General features: G+C 38.6%; 24 protein-coding genes and 2 pseudogenes. 15 read left to right on the top strand and 11 right to left on the bottom strand.

Going from position 1 to position 17,401, the window contains the following annotated elements; genetic code table 11:
• Window positions 1-228: 228 nt before the first annotated feature.
• A complete protein-coding gene (locus tag BTO21_RS04325) occupies window positions 229-576 on the bottom strand; it encodes a DUF3024 domain-containing protein (protein WP_045028701.1) in 348 nt (115 codons plus the stop codon).
• Window positions 577-762: 186 nt separating this feature from the next.
• On the opposite strand from BTO21_RS04325, the gene BTO21_RS20375 reads away from it, so the two are divergent.
• Window positions 763-822, top strand: a complete 60-nt coding sequence (locus tag BTO21_RS20375) for a hypothetical protein (protein WP_412779383.1) — start codon at window positions 763-765, stop codon at window positions 820-822.
• 115 nt (window positions 823-937) lie between these two features.
• Here BTO21_RS20375 and BTO21_RS04320 read toward each other — a convergent pair whose 3' ends face one another.
• Window positions 938-1,489 (bottom strand): hypothetical protein, encoded by a 552-nt coding sequence (locus BTO21_RS04320; protein WP_045028703.1) that lies wholly within the window; start codon window positions 1,487-1,489, stop codon window positions 938-940.
• 132 nt (window positions 1,490-1,621) lie between these two features.
• Entirely contained in the window at window positions 1,622-1,918 is a 297-nt protein-coding gene (locus BTO21_RS04315) for a hypothetical protein (RefSeq protein ID WP_045028705.1), read from the bottom strand.
• Between the two features lie 206 nt (window positions 1,919-2,124).
• On the opposite strand from BTO21_RS04315, the gene BTO21_RS04310 reads away from it, so the two are divergent.
• From BTO21_RS04310 to BTO21_RS04285, 6 genes and pseudogenes are all read left to right on the top strand, one after another.
• Window positions 2,125-2,409 (top strand): type II toxin-antitoxin system RelB/DinJ family antitoxin, encoded by a 285-nt coding sequence (locus tag BTO21_RS04310; RefSeq protein WP_045028706.1) that lies wholly within the window; start codon window positions 2,125-2,127, stop codon window positions 2,407-2,409.
• Entirely contained in the window at window positions 2,406-2,684 is a 279-nt protein-coding gene (locus tag BTO21_RS04305; RefSeq protein ID WP_045028708.1) for a type II toxin-antitoxin system RelE/ParE family toxin, read from the top strand. The genes BTO21_RS04310 and BTO21_RS04305 overlap by 4 nt, the downstream gene beginning before the upstream one ends.
• Window positions 2,685-2,760: 76 nt before the next feature.
• A complete protein-coding gene (locus BTO21_RS04300; protein ID WP_082056827.1) occupies window positions 2,761-3,057 on the top strand; it encodes a phage integrase N-terminal SAM-like domain-containing protein in 297 nt (98 codons plus the stop codon).
• 51 nt (window positions 3,058-3,108) lie between these two features.
• Window positions 3,109-3,381, top strand: coding sequence for a type II toxin-antitoxin system TacA family antitoxin (locus BTO21_RS04295; protein WP_045028709.1), 273 nt, complete (start codon window positions 3,109-3,111; stop codon window positions 3,379-3,381).
• Complete coding sequence (locus BTO21_RS04290; RefSeq protein WP_181314113.1) at window positions 3,378-3,884, top strand: GNAT family N-acetyltransferase; 507 nt, start codon at window positions 3,378-3,380, stop codon at window positions 3,882-3,884. Before BTO21_RS04295 ends, BTO21_RS04290 begins: the two co-directional genes overlap by 4 nt.
• A 185-nt stretch (window positions 3,885-4,069) precedes the next feature.
• Window positions 4,070-4,351 (top strand): annotated as a pseudogene (locus BTO21_RS04285) (site-specific integrase); the annotation flags it as partial.
• Between the two features lie 302 nt (window positions 4,352-4,653).
• Here the strand turns inward: BTO21_RS04285 and BTO21_RS04280 are convergent.
• Both BTO21_RS04280 and BTO21_RS04275 read right to left on the bottom strand, forming a co-directional pair.
• On the bottom strand, window positions 4,654-4,902 hold the full coding sequence (locus BTO21_RS04280; protein WP_420874929.1) for a type II toxin-antitoxin system RelE family toxin: 249 nt from the start codon (window positions 4,900-4,902) through the stop codon (window positions 4,654-4,656).
• Window positions 4,820-5,071 carry a type II toxin-antitoxin system Phd/YefM family antitoxin gene (locus tag BTO21_RS04275; RefSeq protein WP_065193610.1) on the bottom strand — a complete coding sequence of 84 codons (252 nt, stop codon included), beginning with the start codon at window positions 5,069-5,071 and terminating at the stop codon, window positions 4,820-4,822. Before BTO21_RS04275 ends, BTO21_RS04280 begins: the two co-directional genes overlap by 83 nt.
• Window positions 5,072-5,103: 32 nt before the next feature.
• Here BTO21_RS04275 and BTO21_RS20320 point away from each other — a divergent pair, with 32 nt between their 5' ends.
• Window positions 5,104-5,304: a phage integrase N-terminal SAM-like domain-containing protein gene (locus BTO21_RS20320; protein WP_105026817.1), complete on the top strand. Its 201-nt coding sequence runs from the start codon at window positions 5,104-5,106 to the stop codon at window positions 5,302-5,304.
• Window positions 5,305-5,748: 444 nt separating this feature from the next.
• Here the strand turns inward: BTO21_RS20320 and brnA are convergent, their stop codons facing one another.
• Together brnA and BTO21_RS04260 are read right to left on the bottom strand one after the other, a co-directional pair.
• A complete protein-coding gene (gene brnA / locus BTO21_RS04265) occupies window positions 5,749-5,994 on the bottom strand; it encodes a type II toxin-antitoxin system BrnA family antitoxin (protein WP_045032869.1) in 246 nt (81 codons plus the stop codon).
• Window positions 5,984-6,247, bottom strand: coding sequence for a BrnT family toxin (locus BTO21_RS04260; RefSeq protein WP_045032871.1), 264 nt, complete (start codon window positions 6,245-6,247; stop codon window positions 5,984-5,986). Before BTO21_RS04260 ends, brnA begins: the two co-directional genes overlap by 11 nt.
• 237 nt (window positions 6,248-6,484) lie before the next feature.
• On the opposite strand from BTO21_RS04260, the gene BTO21_RS04255 reads away from it, so the two are divergent.
• The 3 genes and pseudogenes from BTO21_RS04255 to BTO21_RS04245 all read left to right on the top strand — a co-directional run.
• Window positions 6,485-6,733, top strand: coding sequence for a type II toxin-antitoxin system Phd/YefM family antitoxin (locus tag BTO21_RS04255; protein WP_012535627.1), 249 nt, complete (start codon window positions 6,485-6,487; stop codon window positions 6,731-6,733).
• Window positions 6,723-7,007 (top strand): type II toxin-antitoxin system RelE family toxin, encoded by a 285-nt coding sequence (locus BTO21_RS04250; RefSeq protein WP_045032875.1) that lies wholly within the window; start codon window positions 6,723-6,725, stop codon window positions 7,005-7,007. The genes BTO21_RS04255 and BTO21_RS04250 overlap by 11 nt, the downstream gene beginning before the upstream one ends.
• Before the next feature lie 154 nt (window positions 7,008-7,161).
• Window positions 7,162-7,437 (top strand): annotated as a pseudogene (locus BTO21_RS04245) (site-specific integrase); the annotation flags it as partial.
• A gap of 318 nt (window positions 7,438-7,755) precedes the next feature.
• Here BTO21_RS04245 and BTO21_RS04240 read toward each other — a convergent pair.
• Window positions 7,756-8,925, bottom strand: coding sequence for an SIR2 family protein (locus BTO21_RS04240; RefSeq protein ID WP_105026699.1), 1,170 nt, complete (start codon window positions 8,923-8,925; stop codon window positions 7,756-7,758).
• Window positions 8,926-9,115: 190 nt separating this feature from the next.
• Between BTO21_RS04240 and BTO21_RS04235 the strand changes: the two genes are divergently transcribed.
• Together BTO21_RS04235 and BTO21_RS04230 are read left to right on the top strand one after the other, a co-directional pair.
• Window positions 9,116-9,424 (top strand): phage integrase N-terminal SAM-like domain-containing protein, encoded by a 309-nt coding sequence (locus tag BTO21_RS04235; protein ID WP_413505391.1) that lies wholly within the window; start codon window positions 9,116-9,118, stop codon window positions 9,422-9,424.
• Window positions 9,425-9,717: 293 nt separating this feature from the next.
• A complete protein-coding gene (locus BTO21_RS04230; protein ID WP_105026698.1) occupies window positions 9,718-10,110 on the top strand; it encodes a hypothetical protein in 393 nt (130 codons plus the stop codon).
• A gap of 862 nt (window positions 10,111-10,972) precedes the next feature.
• On the opposite strand, the gene fruA is transcribed toward BTO21_RS04230, so the two are convergent.
• The 3 genes from fruA to fruB all read right to left on the bottom strand — a co-directional run bounded on the left by fruA (window position 10,973) and on the right by fruB (window position 14,904).
• Window positions 10,973-12,727, bottom strand: a complete 1,755-nt coding sequence (fruA, locus tag BTO21_RS04225) for a PTS fructose transporter subunit IIBC (protein WP_045029338.1) — start codon at window positions 12,725-12,727, stop codon at window positions 10,973-10,975.
• A 67-nt stretch (window positions 12,728-12,794) separates the two neighbouring features.
• Window positions 12,795-13,739, bottom strand: a complete 945-nt coding sequence (pfkB, locus tag BTO21_RS04220; protein WP_045029414.1) for a 1-phosphofructokinase — start codon at window positions 13,737-13,739, stop codon at window positions 12,795-12,797.
• Between the two features lie 46 nt (window positions 13,740-13,785).
• Window positions 13,786-14,904 carry a fused PTS fructose transporter subunit IIA/HPr protein gene (gene fruB, locus BTO21_RS04215; protein ID WP_045029339.1) on the bottom strand — a complete coding sequence of 373 codons (1,119 nt, stop codon included), beginning with the start codon at window positions 14,902-14,904 and terminating at the stop codon, window positions 13,786-13,788.
• 325 nt (window positions 14,905-15,229) lie between these two features.
• On the opposite strand from fruB, the gene cra reads away from it, so the two are divergent.
• Both cra and BTO21_RS04205 read left to right on the top strand, forming a co-directional pair.
• The gene (gene cra, locus BTO21_RS04210; RefSeq protein WP_045029343.1) at window positions 15,230-16,213 is read left to right on the top strand and encodes a catabolite repressor/activator; all 984 of its coding nucleotides are present in this window, start codon (window positions 15,230-15,232) and stop codon (window positions 16,211-16,213) included.
• Window positions 16,214-16,309: 96 nt separating this feature from the next.
• Window positions 16,310-17,344 (top strand): FUSC family protein, encoded by a 1,035-nt coding sequence (locus BTO21_RS04205; RefSeq protein WP_045029344.1) that lies wholly within the window; start codon window positions 16,310-16,312, stop codon window positions 17,342-17,344.
• The last annotated feature ends 57 nt before the right edge of the window (window positions 17,345-17,401 follow it).

Here is a 17,401-nt window from a genome sequence, read left to right as displayed (position 1 = left end):
AAGAAAAGTTAATAAAACACTAACAATATGAAAACCTCAATTAACCTCGCATTAATTTTGAAGATTAATCATATTATTTACATTAAATTACCACACAAGATATACCAGCAAGGCATTACCATTCGTGGTATTCACAATATTTACTGATATAAAACTTGGGCTAATCCAACACTTGAATAGGTGTCGGCTGTGCGACACATATTCTTATTTGTTATTTACATTCTATTTTTAACCCCAAAAACAACTGTATTCATCGGCAGCAACTGTTTCCGTAAAAGAGGATAATTCCTTTACTGATGGCATTGGTTCATAACTCTGCCATTTAAGATCAGACTTCATCCAGTAAATTTTCCACTCACCTTTTGATTTAACGTAAGTTGCTTTTGCAATTGAAGATTCAGTTATTTTGGCAGGATCATTCCACATTGGCCTAAGCTCAAAAATTTCGATGCTTTGTCCATCAATACGGTAAGAGATATCAACTTGAGCTCTCACTTCGACAGGTGGACGATGGATTACTAAAAAATCATCGATTACCTTTCCATATCTTTTTAATTCAAATTCTGAAAATGCCATTTTAATCTCAACAATAGTAATTTTTATTCTATTGAGTTTACTATTTTAGCTAATTGATTTCCAAAACGATATTCAATTTTGGCAACAAAAGCACATAACACCTTGCTGGGTGCAGTTAACTACCCACTGATAATCTCAAGCGATACTTTATTCACTGATTAAAACCATTCATGGAGCACCGTCAGAATTGATCATAATGGATTACAGTTTCTCTTTAAGCATGTACTTCAACGGGATTGGGGATAGCAGAAATGAATTTATACATAACGACAGAGAATATTCGCAATATTTACTTATAAAACTGCTCGGGCTTGTCCAACATTTGAATAGGTGTCGGCTGCGCAGCACATATCCTTATCTGTTAGGCATTTTTCTTTTTGGTCAACGATTCGTAGTTATAAACTACCCAATCAGTAATATGTTTTTTAGCATTTCTTTCAATTGTTTTCCGCCCTTTGGTTCTTTCCCATATCTCAGATGGAACCATTGATTCAGTAATTTCATTTATAATTTCGACAGGTCGTTTAAAAGCCCCTTTATCTTCAAAAAAAACTTCAGATATATAGTCTGTGATACGGCTTAATATGATCTTATTTTGTTTATTTCTTACAAAGACTAAATCACCAACTTGCATAACGGATACCCAATATCGTATCGCAATATCACAACGACGTTTTCCTGATTGTTCTAAGCTAATTTGCCCATTTTTAATCAAATCATCTTTAATTGAACGGATTAATTTTGCTAAGTCTTTACTATTTAGTGCTAGCTCCGGAAACACTTTATCTTTATGTTCCTTAGCGAGACGAGGGGCATCACAACTTCCATGAGCGCTATGAATAAATGCATTTTTTTCACCAAAATCTTTATTATCCAAGCTATATTTATCCATTCTGAGGAACCAAACATTCATAATTAAAACTCTCTGCGTATAGTGACTAGATGCCTAACACGTTTGCTACTATGCAAATATACTTAAAATTGACGCTCTAAAACGAAAAATTGGGGTCTGAGAAACACATATCCTTATCTGTCATATCCGTACCTAAAAGTACGTTGCCAGAATATCCACTTCAATATCGAGAAAGCCAGGATAGTAAAACTTACCCCCCTCAGAGATAAGATCATTTACAAGAAAATTAAAGCGCTTTAGAGCCATACAATATGACTGTATGGCATCTACGCCATAAATATATTCATCAATATCCAATGCCAGCACACTAAATTTACAACGATAGTCACCAGTTTCTGAAGTTGGATCTGACTCGGGTAAACCTAGTTCAATAATCAAATGTAGATCTTTATCATTAGATTTTTTCACTACATATTCGCTACTTATCATAACTATTCCTCATAGCACATAACGCCGCAATAACACATGCGAACGACTTTCAGCATCACCTTTGATGATATTCGCAATATTTGGTTGCTCGGGCTTATCCAACACTTGAATAGGTGTCGGCTGCGCGACACATATCCTTATCTGTTAGTTGCCCTTACCCAACTCCAGTGCTAACATTTGTGTGCACATTAATTTAGGAGCAACTCATGGACACTAGAATTCAATTTCGTGTTGATGACGAAATTAAACGCTTAGCTCAGCAAATGGCTGAGAGCCAAGGACGCACACTTAGCGATGCTTGCCGTGAACTTACTGAGCAAATGGCTGAACAACAACGCAAAGCATTATCTCACGACGCTTGGTTAACTGAACAAGTAAACCTAGCATTTGAGAAGTTTGACTTAGGAAAAGCTTCATTTGTTGACCATGACTCAGCAAAAGCACGAATGGCTGAACGAAAAGCTAAGATTCGCAACCGAGTTCAACAATGATTTTATGGGAAGAAGAATCGCTAAATGATCGTGAGAAGATCTTTGAGTTTCTTTATGACTTCAACCCTAACGCAGCAGAAAAAACTGACGAAATCATCGAAGCTAAAGTAGAAAACTTACTTGAACAACCACTTATGGGTGTTCAACGTGATGGTATTCGAGGACGATTACTAATTATCCCGGAAATCTCAATGATCGTTTCCTACTGGGTTGATGGCTCAGCAATTCGTGTAATGCGAGTTCTACACCAAAAGCAAAAATTCCCTACCGACTGATTGTAGTCAGTGGGCAAACTAACGCCTGCATAACACGTTTGCTATCTTTAATACTCCTTACAATGGAGTATTAAAGATGAATAACGAACAACAACAACGTTCAGATTATCTTTATGAACAACATGTTACCCACCTAACCTTGCAAGGTAAACGTCCAGCACTATTGATGGTTCGTCGCATTACTCACCATTTAGATAAATCGCCTGATACGTTAACCACTGATGATCTCAAGCGATACTTTGCTCAATTGATTAAAACCTATTCATGGAGCACCGTCAGAATTAATCATAATGGATTGCGAAAGTTATGGATGTCCTATCTCTTACCATCTCTTACAGCGTGCCAAAATGGCACAAAACTTGTCAGCGTATAATAATTAAACTACAATTCACATGTGCCACTTTGACACTGAATGGGGATTATTATGACTACTGCATTACCTCGTATTACAGCACGTGTAGATATTGATACACAAGAACTACTATCTCAAGCTGCGGCTATTGCCGGTATGTCTAGCATTAACTCATTTGTGCTTAGTGCAGCTGTAGAAAAAGCAAAAACTATTATGGAACGTGAACGAACCCTACAACTAAGCCAGCAAGATGCTATGACTTTAATGACTGCGTTAGACCAACCAGCTAAACCAAATAGTAAATTACAAAAAGCCGCTTCACGTTACATGGATAAAACTCAATAATGAATACTGTCCAATTAGAAAAAGCCAAGCATGACCGAAATCGTTTTGATTGTGGTATTACCGCACTCAATAATTACTTAAAAGTTATGGCAAGCCAACAAGCTAAGAAAGACAATACTCGTACTTTTGTTCTTGAAGATAAGCAATGTCCTGAGCACATTATTGGTTATTACACATTAACAATGACACCGATTGATATTCAGGATTTACCTCCTAAATTACAGAAGAAGCATCACAGTGTAACTTCTGGTGGTTTAATTGCTCGCTTAGCCGTTGACCATAGATACAAAGGTCAAGGTTTCGGTGAATGGCTTTTGATTGATGCGCTTAGAAAACTATTAATGGCAAGTGAAACGGTCGCCTTCCCTGTCGTCATTGTTGATGCAAAAGATGGCGCTGAGGATTTCTATGAAAAATACGGTTTTACCGCATTTAAAGACGCTGATAACAAACTGTTTATTACAATTGCAGACATTAGAGCTAGTATCGGTGAATTAATTTAAACCAAGAAGCAGTTAACGCCACCATAACACGTGCTGACGACCAACTTTCAAAACCAATTATACTTCAAACCAAAAATGCCGAATGTTATAAGCATCGTGTTGATGCATTTGTTGAACGAAGCCGCTGCGCGGCAGAGTAAAGCCGACAACGATTAAGCTACCTTTAATACTCCTTTTAATAGAGTATTAAAAATAAACACGAACAACAACAACGTTCAGATTATCTTTATGAACAACATGTTACCCACCTAACCTTGCAAGGTAAACGTCCAGCCACTATTGATGGTTATAGTCGTGCACTTCGTCGCATTACTCACCATTTAGATAAATCGCCTGATACGTTAACCACTGATGATCTCAAGCGATACTTTGCTCAATTGATTAAAACCCATTCATGGAGCACAGTCAGAATTGATCGTAATGGATTACAGTTTTTCTTTAAGCATGTACTTCAACGGGGTTGGGAACGGTGATAATTAATTTACGCATAACAGCAGAGAATAGCACTGATTATTATTCGTCATCTCGGAAGCGAAGCATGAGCTATCCGTGATCTATTAATCGCGTGATCGAGCCTAAAAGACACCAATGAAATAGTAATTCTACGACACGCTAATGGTAGATTCCCTATCGCCCTCGCGGGCATTCACTGTAGGGAATGACGGGCTCATAACATTCGTAGTATTTATAGTTATATAAGATTACTCTGGCTTGTCTAATCTTTAAATAGACATCGACTGCGCGGCATATATTCTTATTTATTATCTTACTACCTAAAGCGTGAACCTAACTTCTTATAAACAGCATCTTTGTCCCTTTTACCAATAGCTAATACATAAACAACAATTTCATCGTCGATGACTTCATAAGCTAAACGATAGCCTGCTGTACGCAATTTAATTTTATAAACAGAATCATAACCACGTAATTTTAATTTATAAGTCATCGATATTGACTTCCACAGCGTCTGATAAATCAAGTCTGCGGCTTTCAACAAGCTTAGAAAGCTCGTAATCATCTAACATATCCATTAGAAATTCATAAGTCTCAGCAGGCACTAGGTAAGCAACTGGTTTATTGTGATTTAAGATGGCTATAGCAGCGCCATCAGCTTCATTCAAAAGAGCCGTTGGATTCTTTTTTAATTCTGAAATACTTGCTGAACAATCAGCTAAAACTTGTCTCATGATTCCACCAAAAAGCATTAAATTAAGTACTAATTTTAGACCTTTCAGATTGGCTGCTACTTTTATTTTTTACATATAACGCCAATTACGTTACAGACCAACTTAAAGTAACGCACCAATTTCACTTTTTTGCTCAACTGATTAAAACCCATTCATGGAGCACCGTCAGAATTGATCGTAATGAATTACAGTTTTTCTTTAAGCATGTACTTCAACGGGGTTGGGAACGGTGATAATTAATTTACGCATAACAGCAGAGAATAGCACTGATTATTATTCGTCATCTCGGAAGCGAAGCATGAGCTATCCGTGATCTATTAATCGCGTGATAGAGCCTAAAAGACACCAATGAAATAGTAATTCTACGACACGCTAATGGTAGATTCCCTATCGCCCTCGCGGGTATTCACTGTAGGGAATGATAGGTATTTTTCGACTCAGATAAACGTAAATAATAAATATAATGGCATTAACGCGTAATAATTAAAGAGGATCTAATTATAAATCAATGAATTAAATTGATTGGTTCACGCCAAGGATAACGCTCGACTTCTTTTCAGCACCACCCTTCATGACATTCGCAATATTTACTTATATAAAGCCGCTCGGGCTTGTCCAACACTTCGGATAGGTATCGGCTGCGCGACACATATCCTTATTTGTTAACCGTTTTGATATCAGTGGCTTGCTGCGTGATTCGCCGCTACACTTTCTAACTTTTCAGCTAACCAAACTTTAATAATCGATTGGCGAGTTACACCTACACGATTAGCTTCACGATCTAATGATTCAATCATCCATGTTGGAAAATCAACATTTACTCGTTTTTGACTTTGCATTGGACGCTTAGCTTTAGATAAATCTAGATCGCCTAGAATATCGTCGCCATCGTCAAATTTTGCATCAAATTCATTAGCTTTCATAAACCTTTACCTCACCTTTTCTTGAGCGTCGAACCGAAATTATTCGGATATTTTGACCTCGATATGTAATAACACCAGTCCAATGCTTACCATTAAGCATGGCTATTACGATATATCTTGGTTCATCGTGAGTATTTACTGGGATCTCAATTAAATCTGGGTCATTCCAAAGCAATTGAGCTACATTAAAATCCACACCATGTTTTTCAAGATTCGAGTTACTCTTAACTTCATCAAATTCAAAATTAACCATAGAGTTAAAAATATACCATTATTACTCAAAAGGCAACTTTCGATGATGTTTCGAAAAGACGGTTAACGCCGCAATAACACGTTTATTACTACGACGACTTAGCTGAATTTTACTGCCTTAAACACCTAAACCAAAGACAAACCGACAACGCCGAATGTAATAAATCGTGTTGATTGCTTTGTTAAACCGCAATGACACGCTATAATGACCGAATAATCAACCTAATTAGAGACCATTATGACTACTAGAATTTTAGCTGATGTTGCAGCAAGCATTACCGAGTTTAAAGCTAACCCAATGAAAGTTGCTTCAAGTGCTTATGGCGAGGCTGTTGCTGTACTAAACAGAAATGAGCCTGCATTTTATTGTGTACCAGCAGAAGCTTATGAACTATTGATGGATCGAATTGAAGACCTCGAACTATTATCTCTTGCCGCAGAACGAGAGAATGAAGAAACTATTTCGGTAGACATCCATGACTTATAAGTTAGATTTCAAAAAGAGCGCATATAAAGAATGGAATAAACTTGGTACAACGCTTCGTGAACAATTTAAGAAAAAACTATTAGAACGTTTAGATAATCCTCACGTTCCTGCGTCAAAGCTATCAGGGGCTGATAATTTATACAAAATTAAGCTACGACAGTCTGGTTACCGATTAGTATACAAAGTTGAGGATGACGTAATAATTGTCACCGTTTTAGCTGTTGGCAAAAGAGAACGCAGCGACGTATACAAAAAAGCGATGCACAGGATTTGACCATGGAGGTTTAGTGCCTGCATAACACGTTTGCTACTATGCTGACCTGGCTGAATTTACTGCCTTAATCACTGAAACTAAAGGCAAACTGACAACGCCGAGTATAGTAAACAGCGATTAAGTTACCTTTAATACTCCTTTTAATGGGGTATTTATGATGAATAACGAACAACAACGTTCAGATTATCTTTATGAACAACATGTTACCCACCTAACCTTACAAGGTAAACGTCCAGCCACTATTGATGGTTATAGTCGTGCACTTCGTCGCATTACTCACCATTTAGATAAATCACCTGATACGTTAACCACTGATGATCTCAAGCGATACTTTGCTCAATTGATTAAAACCCATTCATGGAGCACCGTCAGAATTGATCGTAATGAATTACAGTTTTTCTTTAAGCATGTACTTCAACGGGGTTGGGAACGGTGATAATTAATTTACGTATAACAGCAAAGAATTCACTGCCTATTATCCGTCATCTCGGAAGCGAAGCATGAGCTATCCGTGATCTATTAATAGCGAGATCGAGCCTAAAAGACACCAATGAAATAGTAATTCTACGACACGCTAATGGTAGATTCCCTATCGCCCTCGCGGGCATTCACTGTAGGGAATGACAGGTATTTTTCGACATCGCCCTTCATGACATTCGCAATATTTGCTTATATAAGGTTGCTCGGGCTTGCCCAACACTTCGGATAGGTGTCGGCTGCGCGACACATATCCTTATCTGTTAGTTTTCTACGTTTGATAAAGTTTAATGAATTCATCGAGATCTTTACAGACTAGAATTGGTTTTTTAAAGTGGCTCAAATCTTTAATGGTTTTAACTACACTTGTGTCAGGATTGATAACTATAATTTCATCTGGAGAGTGACTTTCAAAAGCTTCAAGAAATAACCTCCTCACAGCAAAATCGGTAGGAGGAAAAGAATACCCGCCAACAATAAGTCGATTACACTTTATTAGTGAACTTTTAGCTTGTTTCCATACACTTGATATAAGCTCATTTTCTGTATAGTTTTTATATAAAGTAGGGGTAATGATCATTGGTTCAATAATCTCCCCGTCTTTCTCTGCTGGCTCGTTAAACCACCAGTTACCTCTAGAAAGTAATGTTTTACCTTTGTTTGAAGCGCTTTCATTGTTTCCGTATTGAAACTTTTTAACTCCGCTGTATATAAACCAATTTATTGAACCATGAAGTTTTAATACTTTAGCTTTATAAAGGCCTTCAGAGTGTGAGTCATAAAAACGCTCACCATCGACATAAGTAGAAATACCTGCACGATGAAGCATAACCTCGTCAAATTTTACGCCGTAACTTAATGGCCGATTCCAGTTAAAATGACTATAACGAATTTCTTCTGCTGAGATTTCACCTGACTCATGTGGTCTACCTCTATATGTTGGGGGTGCACTACCTGAAACTCTTGAAGCCGATTCGATAGCGCTTTCAATGAGAGTATCATAGTTAAAAGTTAATACGTCAGCATTCTCTGAATAAATGATCTCCCCCAATATTCTAAACGCATTAGAATTATGAATCGAATGCTCAAACTCTTGAAGAGTTTCTGCAAACAAGATGGTCAATTTTAAAACCGTATCTTGAAGTGTCACGATATCATCATGATTACCTGAAGCTTTAGCTTCATTTAATTGAAGCTCTAAAAGGGTATAACAAGCCTCAAGGTCAAAATGATTATTCTCTAAATCTTCTCGATTTAATTTCCAGTACTTTTGAATATACTTAAAAACTGGTGTGATTTTTTCTAAATAATGATCATCACCTAATCTGCTCATTTTCAGTGCTTGTACAAATAAATCTGTAGCTAGCGGTGGTACAACACCATCATGATCTGATATACCGCGATTAATTCCAGCCCCAAACAGATATACAACTTTTGGCATTGGTGCCCCCTCATTTGAAAACTAACGCCGCAATAAGCGGAAAATTATAGTTGGCTAAAATGTTTGAGGAACGAAAAACAGCCAACTATAAATTTTCCGTTTGATTGCCTTGTTGAACGAAGCCGCTGCGCGGCAGAGTAAAGCAGACAGCTATTAAGCTACCTTTAATACTCCTTTTAATGGAGTATTTATGATGAATAACGAACAACAACAACGTTCAGATTATCTTTATGAACAACATGTTACCCACCTAACCTTGCAAGGTAAACGTCCAGCTACTATTGATGGTTATAGTCGTGCACTTCGTCGCATTACTCACCATTTAGATAAATCGTCTGATACGTTAACCACTAATGATCTCAAGCGATACTTTACTCAACTGATTAAAACCCATTCATGGAGCACCGTCAGAATTGATCGTAATGGATTACGAAAGTTATGGGTGTCCTATGTTTTTCAGCATGTAATGCAATTGGCGGGGATTTTTCGACCCAGATAAAAACGTAAAATAATAAGGATAATGGCATTAACACATAATAATTAAAGAGGATCTAATTACAAATCAATGAATTAAATTAATTGGTTCACACCAAGGATAACGCTCGACTTCTTTTCAGTATCACCTTTCATGACATTCCCAATATTTACTTATATAAAGCCGCTCGGGCTTGTCCAACACTTGAATAGGTGTCGGCTACGCGACACATATCCTTGTCTGTTAAACGGCAACTATCAATTTATGAATAACCTAATTATAATCAAAACATTAAATATATTCACTTAGGATCAATAATGGAGCCAATAGCAGTAAGCATCAGCATGATTAAACCTTTTTTAGGATTTTTCAAACGAACGAATCCAGCTTTCAATACTCTTGTCGTTGGTCAAAGAATAGATAATCAGCACCTATTTGCTATAGCTTTAACCGAAAAACCAGCTATTGCCGGTTACATTATTTATCCAGCAACAACTCTTAGTTTTTGGCGTAGATTTACAATGCGTAAAGAGTATATATTCGTAATTAAAATTGAAAAAGACATATCCATTAATACGAATCAATTCTTTTCAAAAAATTACCCATTTACACCTAAAGAAAGAGCAACGTACAAAAAATATGGTTATAAAGTAATAGTCAAAGCTCAAATGCGTAATTACCATATTAAAGAACGTTTCGATTTAAAATAAGCTACTCATTAGTTTTCGCAAGCCGTTTAACAACTTATTATATTAACAACTTGCCCGAATTTGTTCTTTTAACCTGCGCCCGTATTTTAATCGCTATTATACAAAAAACATTATAAATCAAAAACATTATTACATTGGTTGCCCGATAGAAGTCACAAAATCGGGCATCTGCCTTTTAGTTTTATTCCTAATACTAATTTCTGTACGTATTAATAGTATAAAATGTACGATATGGCGTCTCTTTCTCTTATTTAAATAAAGAAACACATCTAGCAAAAATAATAACACTACAACATGCTGTAAATAGATTCCCTATCGCGTTCGTAACCTCACTGTAGGGAATGACGGGGTGGGTTTTGTATTCACTCTCAGAATTTTCAGTGAGCGTTTAAAAACATCAAAATATAATAACACTACAACACGCTACAAATAGATCCCCTATCGCGTTCGTAACCTCACTGTAGGGAATGACGGGATGAGTTTTGTATTCATTATCAAAATTTTCAGTGAGCGCTTAAAAACATCAAAAAATAATAACACTACAACGCGCTGCAAATAGATTCCCTATCTCGTTCGTAACCTCACTGTAGGGAATGACGGGTGGGTTTTATATTTATTCTTGGAATTTTCAGTGAGCGTTTAAAAATATCAAAAAATAATAACACTACAAAACGCTATAAATAGCTCCCCTATCGCGTTCGTAATCTCATTATAGAGAATGACGGATGTTGTGGCTTTAATATAACGACATGCGCTGTTCCTAAACCCTCGTCCCTAATAACCTGTTTCCTATCCCCTTTATCCCCTCCCAAAAAAAGCCGACAATGAAGTCGGCTTTGAATAAATAATGTATTCGCGTTAATTAAGCGTTAGCTTGTGCCGCTTCAGCAGCAACAGAGCCTTCTTCTGGGCGCTTTAAGAATGCGTACAACACACCAGTGACTACCGTACCCGCAGCAATGGCGACTAAGTAAAGTAACGCTGGTGATATTGCGTTTGGAATTAGCAGAACAAACAAGCCACCATGTGGAGCCATAAGTTTTGCGCCAAACAACATTGATAATCCACCGGTTAACGCACCGCCAATCATACAGCTTGGAATAACACGCATTGGATCGCGGGCTGCAAATGGGATCGCGCCTTCAGTAATAAAGCACATACCTAGTACAAACGAGGCTTTACCTGCTTCATTTTCGCTAGTCGAGAACTTACGCTTCGCAAGGAATGTCGCTAAACCCATACCCATTGCTGGCACCATACCTGCCGCCATTACCGCAGCCATTGGTGCGTAGGTTTGTGACGCTAACAAGCCAACACCAAAGGTATAAGCGGCTTTGTTTACCGGGCCACCTAAGTCGAAACACATCATACAACCAAGGATAATACCCAGTAATACCGCGTTCGCTGAACCCATGTTATTTAAGAATGTGGTTAAACCTGCCATTGCTGCTGATACTGGACCACCAACAATGTAGATCATCACCAAGCCTGTAATTAAGCTGGCTAGTAACGGCACAATCAAAATCGGCTTTAATGCTTCCATTGACTGTGGCAGTTTAATTTTTTCAACCAAGAACTTAGCACTGTAACCGGCTAAGAAACCTGCAACGATACCGCCTAAGAAACCTGCACCTGTGGTACTTGCTAACATACCGCCAATTAAACCCGGTGCTAAACCTGGGCGATCGGCAATTGAGAACGCAATGAAACCCGCCAATACTGGCACCATTAACGCAAATGCTGAACCACCACCGATGGTCATTAAGGCTGCGGCTAACGTGCCTTCTTGTTTAAAGGCTTCGATACCAAACACAAAAGACAAAGCAATGGATAAACCACCAGCAACCACTAATGGCAACATGTAAGATACACCTGTCATTAGGTGTTTATACGGTCCTGCTTTTTCTGTTTTGTTATTAGCCGCTTGTGCATTGGTATTGCCTGCATGGTGATATACCGAGGCGGTTGCAAATGCTTTTTCAATTTCTGGTTTGGTTTTCTTTAGTGCCAATCCTGTACTGGTTTTATACAGTTTTTTACCATTAAAACGGGCTAAATCAACTTCAATATCAGCGGCAATAATCACTAAATCTGCGGCAGCAATTTCAGCATCTGTTAATTGGTTTTTAGCGCCAACGGAGCCACGGGTTTCAACTTTAATCTCATAACCTTGACGCTGACCTTCTTCTGTCAACGCTTCTGCTGCCATAAAGGTGTGAGCAACCCCTGTAGGGCAAGCAGTAATCGCTACAATTTTCTTAACCGCATTTTCGGTTTCATCAGCGACAGGTTGAGTGCTGGCTGCCGTTAATACTTGTGCTTGTGTGACTGCGTCTGTTAGCCATGCTTTGGTATTTTCAAAACAAGCGGTGATATCAGCTTGATAAACTTTTTTACCCACAAAACGGGTATCATCAACAGCGATTCCTGCCGCAATGATGATCACTTCAGCATCATCAATTTGTTGTTGAGTCAGCGTTTTAGTTGAGTTAAACGCAGTTTGGCATTCAATATTGGCTTGCCATTGTAATTCTACGGCGGCTTTTTCTAATAAGCCCGCTGCTATAATCGTGGTTGCAATGCCGCTAGGACAGGCTGTTACTAATGCTATTTTCATATTTATACCTTGGTCAATAACGCTTCACGTTCTTATTATTATGTCGCTAAGCTATTATGTAATTAAGTTATTGAGTTAAAATAACGTCTTGGGCAATGCTATTTACTTTACTGATATCTTTAACGCCAACACCCACTTGAGTAACGGCATACGCTGAAAGCGCGGTAGCAAATTGTAATGACTGCGCTTTTGAATGTTGATTAAGCTCGCCCCAGCATAACCCTGCGACTAAGGTATCGCCTGCGCCAACAGTGCTGACAACATCCATTTTTGGTGGTTGAGCATGTAGCCACCCTTCATGGTTGAACCACATCACCCCTTTCGCACCCAGTGATACCACGACATTAGCAATGCCTTTGGTTGCGATTTGTTCCGCGACTTCCATGCACTGTTGTTGAGTCTCTAATGCTTTTCCTGCCCACTCAGCCAATTCTTCATCGTTGGGTTTTACAAGCCATGGGTGTGCATCTAAGCCCGCGTCCAATGCTGTTTTACTGCTATCAAACAACACTTTCTTGCCTAATTTATGCAGCTTTTCTAACCAGTTAGCGCACATTTCAGGAGTAATACCTTGTGGTAAACTACCCGCAATCACAAACACATCATGTGTAACCGCTAATTCAAATAATGTTTTTTCGAATGCTAAGATATTGGCAGCCGTTACCGCTACGCTAGGAAAATTAATATCACTTACTTGGCCGTTTTTTTCGACCAATTTGACGTTAATACGGTTTGCGCCAGCTACACGAACAAATTTATCTGTCGCGCCCATTTTCTCAAACAATTGGCAAAAAGGTTCTTGGTTATCAGCACCTAATAAACCTGTCACCGTTACATCAGCACCAAGCTCGGCTAATACTTTGGCAACGTTAACCCCTTTACCCGCAGGATGCAGACTACCCTTATCGACCACATTGACACTGCCTAATGCAATCGTCGCTAAACTTCCCGTTAAATCCAATGCAGGGTTCAAGGTAACGGTGACGACTTTAGGTTTTACTGCTTGGTGCATAGTGGTTGTCTCTAAATAAGTTGTTGGAATAGTCATAACGACGCCCTTATAGTTTCTCGCCTAATCCATCAGCAATAGCCTGACCGATTGCGGTTAATGCCGCTTCAGCATCACTGCCTTGGGCGGTAAATTGCAGTTCATGACCACATTTCACCCCGAGACCAATCACTTTCATTAAGCTTTTTGCGTTAACAGGTTTACTGTCGCTGGTGATATTAACCACTTGAATATTGGCATCGAATTTTTTAGTGGTATTAACCAACATTGCGCCTGGACGAGCATGTAAACCATGTGGATTTCGAATCGCAAATGTAGCTTGGCTACCTTCTAAACTCGCTTGTGTCAGTGCCGTTACCATCTCTTGTGCTGATGATGCTAACCATTGACCAATTTTGCCTTGAGAGATCAAATTAGTGAGGTGCTCAAGATTGGCTTTATGCGCCATATTATTGGCTGCCACCATGATCATGCCAGCAACAGGATGTCCTAATTCTTCAAACGGAACTTGAGGTGTTACCACAGCAATCGCAGTACGTTTTACTTGTTTATTGCTTTTCACCAACCACAAGCCTTGACCTAAATAGGTCGCACCTTGATTAATCGCATCCGTTACGGTGGCTGTTTCTGCAAAACCTTGGTATTTAATTAATCCTGCCGCTACCGCAGTTAACTGCAATAAATCTTGCGCTGGAAATTGCTGTAAAATAAGCTCTGGATTACATTCCGCTTCTTGCTGCTCATCGCCATTAAGTAATGCAATGATCGCTTGCTCAGATTCACAGCGGCGCAACTTCTCTTCCATTCCATCAGCTGATAACACTTTGGTTAACTGTTTTAAAATACCTAAGTGTTCATCTGATTTAGCCGCAATACCGATGGCAATATAAGCCGTTTGATCATTCCCCCATGGCACACCCTGTGGGAAATGGTGAATTTTCACCCCCGTATGATTAACTAAATCGCGGGTTTCAGTGGTGCCATGTGGGATCGCAATGCCATTACCCAGATAAGTGGAATTTTGTTGTTCACGAGCAAGCATCCCATTGACATACCCTGTCTGTACCAATCCTGTTGCTTCAAGATCAGCCGCCAACGCTTTAATTGCGTCTTGTTTGTTCGATGCTATTTGCTGCATCGTAATATCATTTTTAGACAGTGATAACATGTAATTCTCCGATTCAATACTCTGTGAGATTATTGCTATTTATAATGCTGTTCATTAAAGCTATTGATAAGCGCAATCCGTTTAATAACAATAAACAATACTCTCTTATCAATAGCTGAATCGTTTCAGCTAAAAGGGAAATAAAAAAGACGCGATCCTCGCGCTACACTTTTTATCCACTTCAAATGTTGCTTTAACCTATTGCTGAAACCTTTCAGCTTGCATACTGAATCGTTTCAGCTAGAATTGCAAACGTGTAAAGCATACGCTCTATCAATATATGATCAAGTGCACAAAATTAGCTTCTTAACAATGGATAAGCGCCATGACATTGGATGAAATTGCAAAACTCGCGGGTGTTTCTCGCACGACGGCAAGTTACGTCATTAACGGTAAAGCAAAACAATATCGTATTAGTGAGAAAACCCAACTAAAGGTAATGGCGGTTGTTGAAGAACATGACTATCGCCCCGATCATGCAGCGACATCATTGCGTATCGGTAACAGTCATTCTTTAGGGCTTATTATTCCTGATTTAGAAAACACCAGTTATGCCAAAATTGCGAAGTTATTAGAACGTAATGCACGCAAAGCAGGTTATCAAATGATCATCTCTTGCTCTGATGATGATCCTGAAACTGAAATGAAAGTGGCTGATATGCTATTAAGTCGCCGTACTGATGCGTTAATTGTTGCCAGTGCGTTAGCGGCTGATCACCCTTTTTATCGGAAAATTCAAGCTAAGGGCATCCCTGTTATTGCCATTGACCGCGCCTTAGATGATGAATTTTTTGTCTCGGTGATCAGTGAAGATTTAGAAGGTGCTTATCAACTCACCCAATCGTTATTAAATAAACCAATTAACAGTATTGGTTTAGTGGGTGCGGTTGTTGATCTTGGCGTATCAAAAGAACGCCAACAAGGGTTTATTGCCGCGATTGAACGTCATCAAAAACCAATAACATCGCTGATTGGCTATGGTGAGCATTTTAGTCAACAAAATGGCCAACAAATTGTTCAACAATGGATTGATGATGATTGTTTTCCTGATGCTATTTTAGCGACATCTTATACCTTATTTGAAGGTGTACTTGATTGTCTGCTTAAGAATCCTCAACTGATGAGTGATACCTATTTAGCTACCTTTGGTGATAATCGCCTACTGGATTTTTTACCTAATAAAATACAATCACTGTCACAACAATTTGAGCTTATTGCTGATCATGCGTTAACACTGGCGTTAAATGCCATTAAAGGGACTTATGAGCCAAATATTGAAGTGATCCCGCGCCAAGTTATTCATCGATAATACCGCTATTATTCTATTGCGGAATAATAACAATAATGAAAAAATACCCGATAACTCATAATCATATTCTTTTATTGAATCGCTATAGGCTGCGCCATGTATTTACGTCTTAAAGCATTATTAATATCGCATGCGCAATTCTCTCATGCTTTACGGGTAACATTAGCCATAGCTTTTACGCTTGCCTTTTATTCTGTCGTCCACGTTCCACATTCAATGTGGGGACCGGTTACCGTGGTCGTGGTTATGATGCAACCTTATGCTGGCGCCATTGTTTACAAAGGTTTTCAGCGTATTGGCGGCACATTATTAGGGGCTTTATTAGGGCTGTTAACGGTCTTATTCCCCCACCATCTTGATTATCTAATACCGGTGTGGATGTTGGCATGGGTATTCTTACTGTCACTAAAATCTTACGGTAAGAATATTTATTTCTTCTTTTTAGCCGTCATGACATTAATTATTGTTTCTTATCAAGGTGATACGGCATTAGAAGTTAATGTGGCGCTATGGCGAGTAGCCAATATTTTAATTGGTAGTTTGATTGCGATTGCCTTTTCAATGTTAATGCCTATTCGTGCAATTACAGGCTGGAATACACTGTTTAATCAAAACTTACGCGCATTACGTCAGCTTTATCAAGCCCATGCTTCTGCTCATATGCTGAGTATTAAACAACTTAATTCGATGAAACGTGAAGTGTTAGAACGACATATGAAAATGATCATCCTATTACCTAACGTCCAAAAAGAAAAACACAAGTTAGCGGGACATTATCGAACTATTATAACGGTACAACGCACATTAATTAGTATTACCGAACAATTAATTGAAACCCATTGGAGTTCAGATATTAGTCGCCGTCAATTACTGGCTCAAACCGACTTAAAGCTGTATCAACAACATATTATTACAATTTTAACGCAATTAGAGCTAGCATCAGTTAATCATACTAGTTTAGCGGATATTGATGCATTACCTGATATGAATCTCCTTCCGACAATGGTAGAAGAAATATCACCGACAGATACTGCAAATGCTCTGGGTATTTACGGCTATTTCTGGCTAACTCGTCAATTTATTAGTCGACTCGATGCACTGATTCTTCAATTACGGATCATTAATCAATAATACCGTTACCAAATGCTGACTAGCGACCCGCTAATAATAGCTCAATAAGAAAAAGCC

Origin of the sequence: Photobacterium phosphoreum (assembly GCF_002954725.1) — a bacterium.
In the GTDB taxonomy this organism is placed as follows: Bacteria; Pseudomonadota; Gammaproteobacteria; order Enterobacterales; family Vibrionaceae; genus Photobacterium; species Photobacterium phosphoreum.
Note: the sequence above shows the minus strand (reverse complement) of the source record. Positions and strands in the feature narration are given on the sequence as shown.

Bases quoted from the DNA above. Each gene is read 5' to 3' on its own strand.
- BTO21_RS04325 (WP_045028701.1), bottom strand. From the start codon at position 576: ATGGCATTTTCAGAATTTGAATTAAAAAGATATGGAAAGGTAATCGAT.
- BTO21_RS04320 (WP_045028703.1), bottom strand. From the start codon at position 1,489: ATGAATGTTTGGTTCCTCAGAATGGATAAATATAGCTTGGATAATAAA.
- BTO21_RS04315 (WP_045028705.1), bottom strand. From the start codon at position 1,918: ATGATAAGTAGCGAATATGTAGTGAAAAAATCTAATGATAAAGATCTA.
- BTO21_RS04310 (WP_045028706.1), top strand. From the start codon at position 2,125: ATGGACACTAGAATTCAATTTCGTGTTGATGACGAAATTAAACGCTTA.
- BTO21_RS04305 (WP_045028708.1), top strand. From the start codon at position 2,406: ATGATTTTATGGGAAGAAGAATCGCTAAATGATCGTGAGAAGATCTTT.
- BTO21_RS04300 (WP_082056827.1), top strand. From the start codon at position 2,761: ATGAATAACGAACAACAACAACGTTCAGATTATCTTTATGAACAACAT.
- BTO21_RS04295 (WP_045028709.1), top strand. From the start codon at position 3,109: ATGACTACTGCATTACCTCGTATTACAGCACGTGTAGATATTGATACA.
- BTO21_RS04280 (WP_420874929.1), bottom strand. From the start codon at position 4,902: ATGATTACGAGCTTTCTAAGCTTGTTGAAAGCCGCAGACTTGATTTAT.
- BTO21_RS04275 (WP_065193610.1), bottom strand. From the start codon at position 5,071: ATGAGACAAGTTTTAGCTGATTGTTCAGCAAGTATTTCAGAATTAAAA.
- brnA (WP_045032869.1), bottom strand. From the start codon at position 5,994: ATGAAAGCTAATGAATTTGATGCAAAATTTGACGATGGCGACGATATT.
- BTO21_RS04260 (WP_045032871.1), bottom strand. From the start codon at position 6,247: ATGGTTAATTTTGAATTTGATGAAGTTAAGAGTAACTCGAATCTTGAA.
- BTO21_RS04255 (WP_012535627.1), top strand. From the start codon at position 6,485: ATGACTACTAGAATTTTAGCTGATGTTGCAGCAAGCATTACCGAGTTT.
- BTO21_RS04250 (WP_045032875.1), top strand. From the start codon at position 6,723: ATGACTTATAAGTTAGATTTCAAAAAGAGCGCATATAAAGAATGGAAT.
- BTO21_RS04240 (WP_105026699.1), bottom strand. From the start codon at position 8,925: ATGCCAAAAGTTGTATATCTGTTTGGGGCTGGAATTAATCGCGGTATA.
- BTO21_RS04235 (WP_413505391.1), top strand. From the start codon at position 9,116: ATGATGAATAACGAACAACAACAACGTTCAGATTATCTTTATGAACAA.
- BTO21_RS04230 (WP_105026698.1), top strand. From the start codon at position 9,718: ATGGAGCCAATAGCAGTAAGCATCAGCATGATTAAACCTTTTTTAGGA.
- fruA (WP_045029338.1), bottom strand. From the start codon at position 12,727: ATGAAAATAGCATTAGTAACAGCCTGTCCTAGCGGCATTGCAACCACG.
- pfkB (WP_045029414.1), bottom strand. From the start codon at position 13,739: ATGCACCAAGCAGTAAAACCTAAAGTCGTCACCGTTACCTTGAACCCT.
- fruB (WP_045029339.1), bottom strand. From the start codon at position 14,904: ATGTTATCACTGTCTAAAAATGATATTACGATGCAGCAAATAGCATCG.
- cra (WP_045029343.1), top strand. From the start codon at position 15,230: ATGACATTGGATGAAATTGCAAAACTCGCGGGTGTTTCTCGCACGACG.
- BTO21_RS04205 (WP_045029344.1), top strand. From the start codon at position 16,310: ATGTATTTACGTCTTAAAGCATTATTAATATCGCATGCGCAATTCTCT.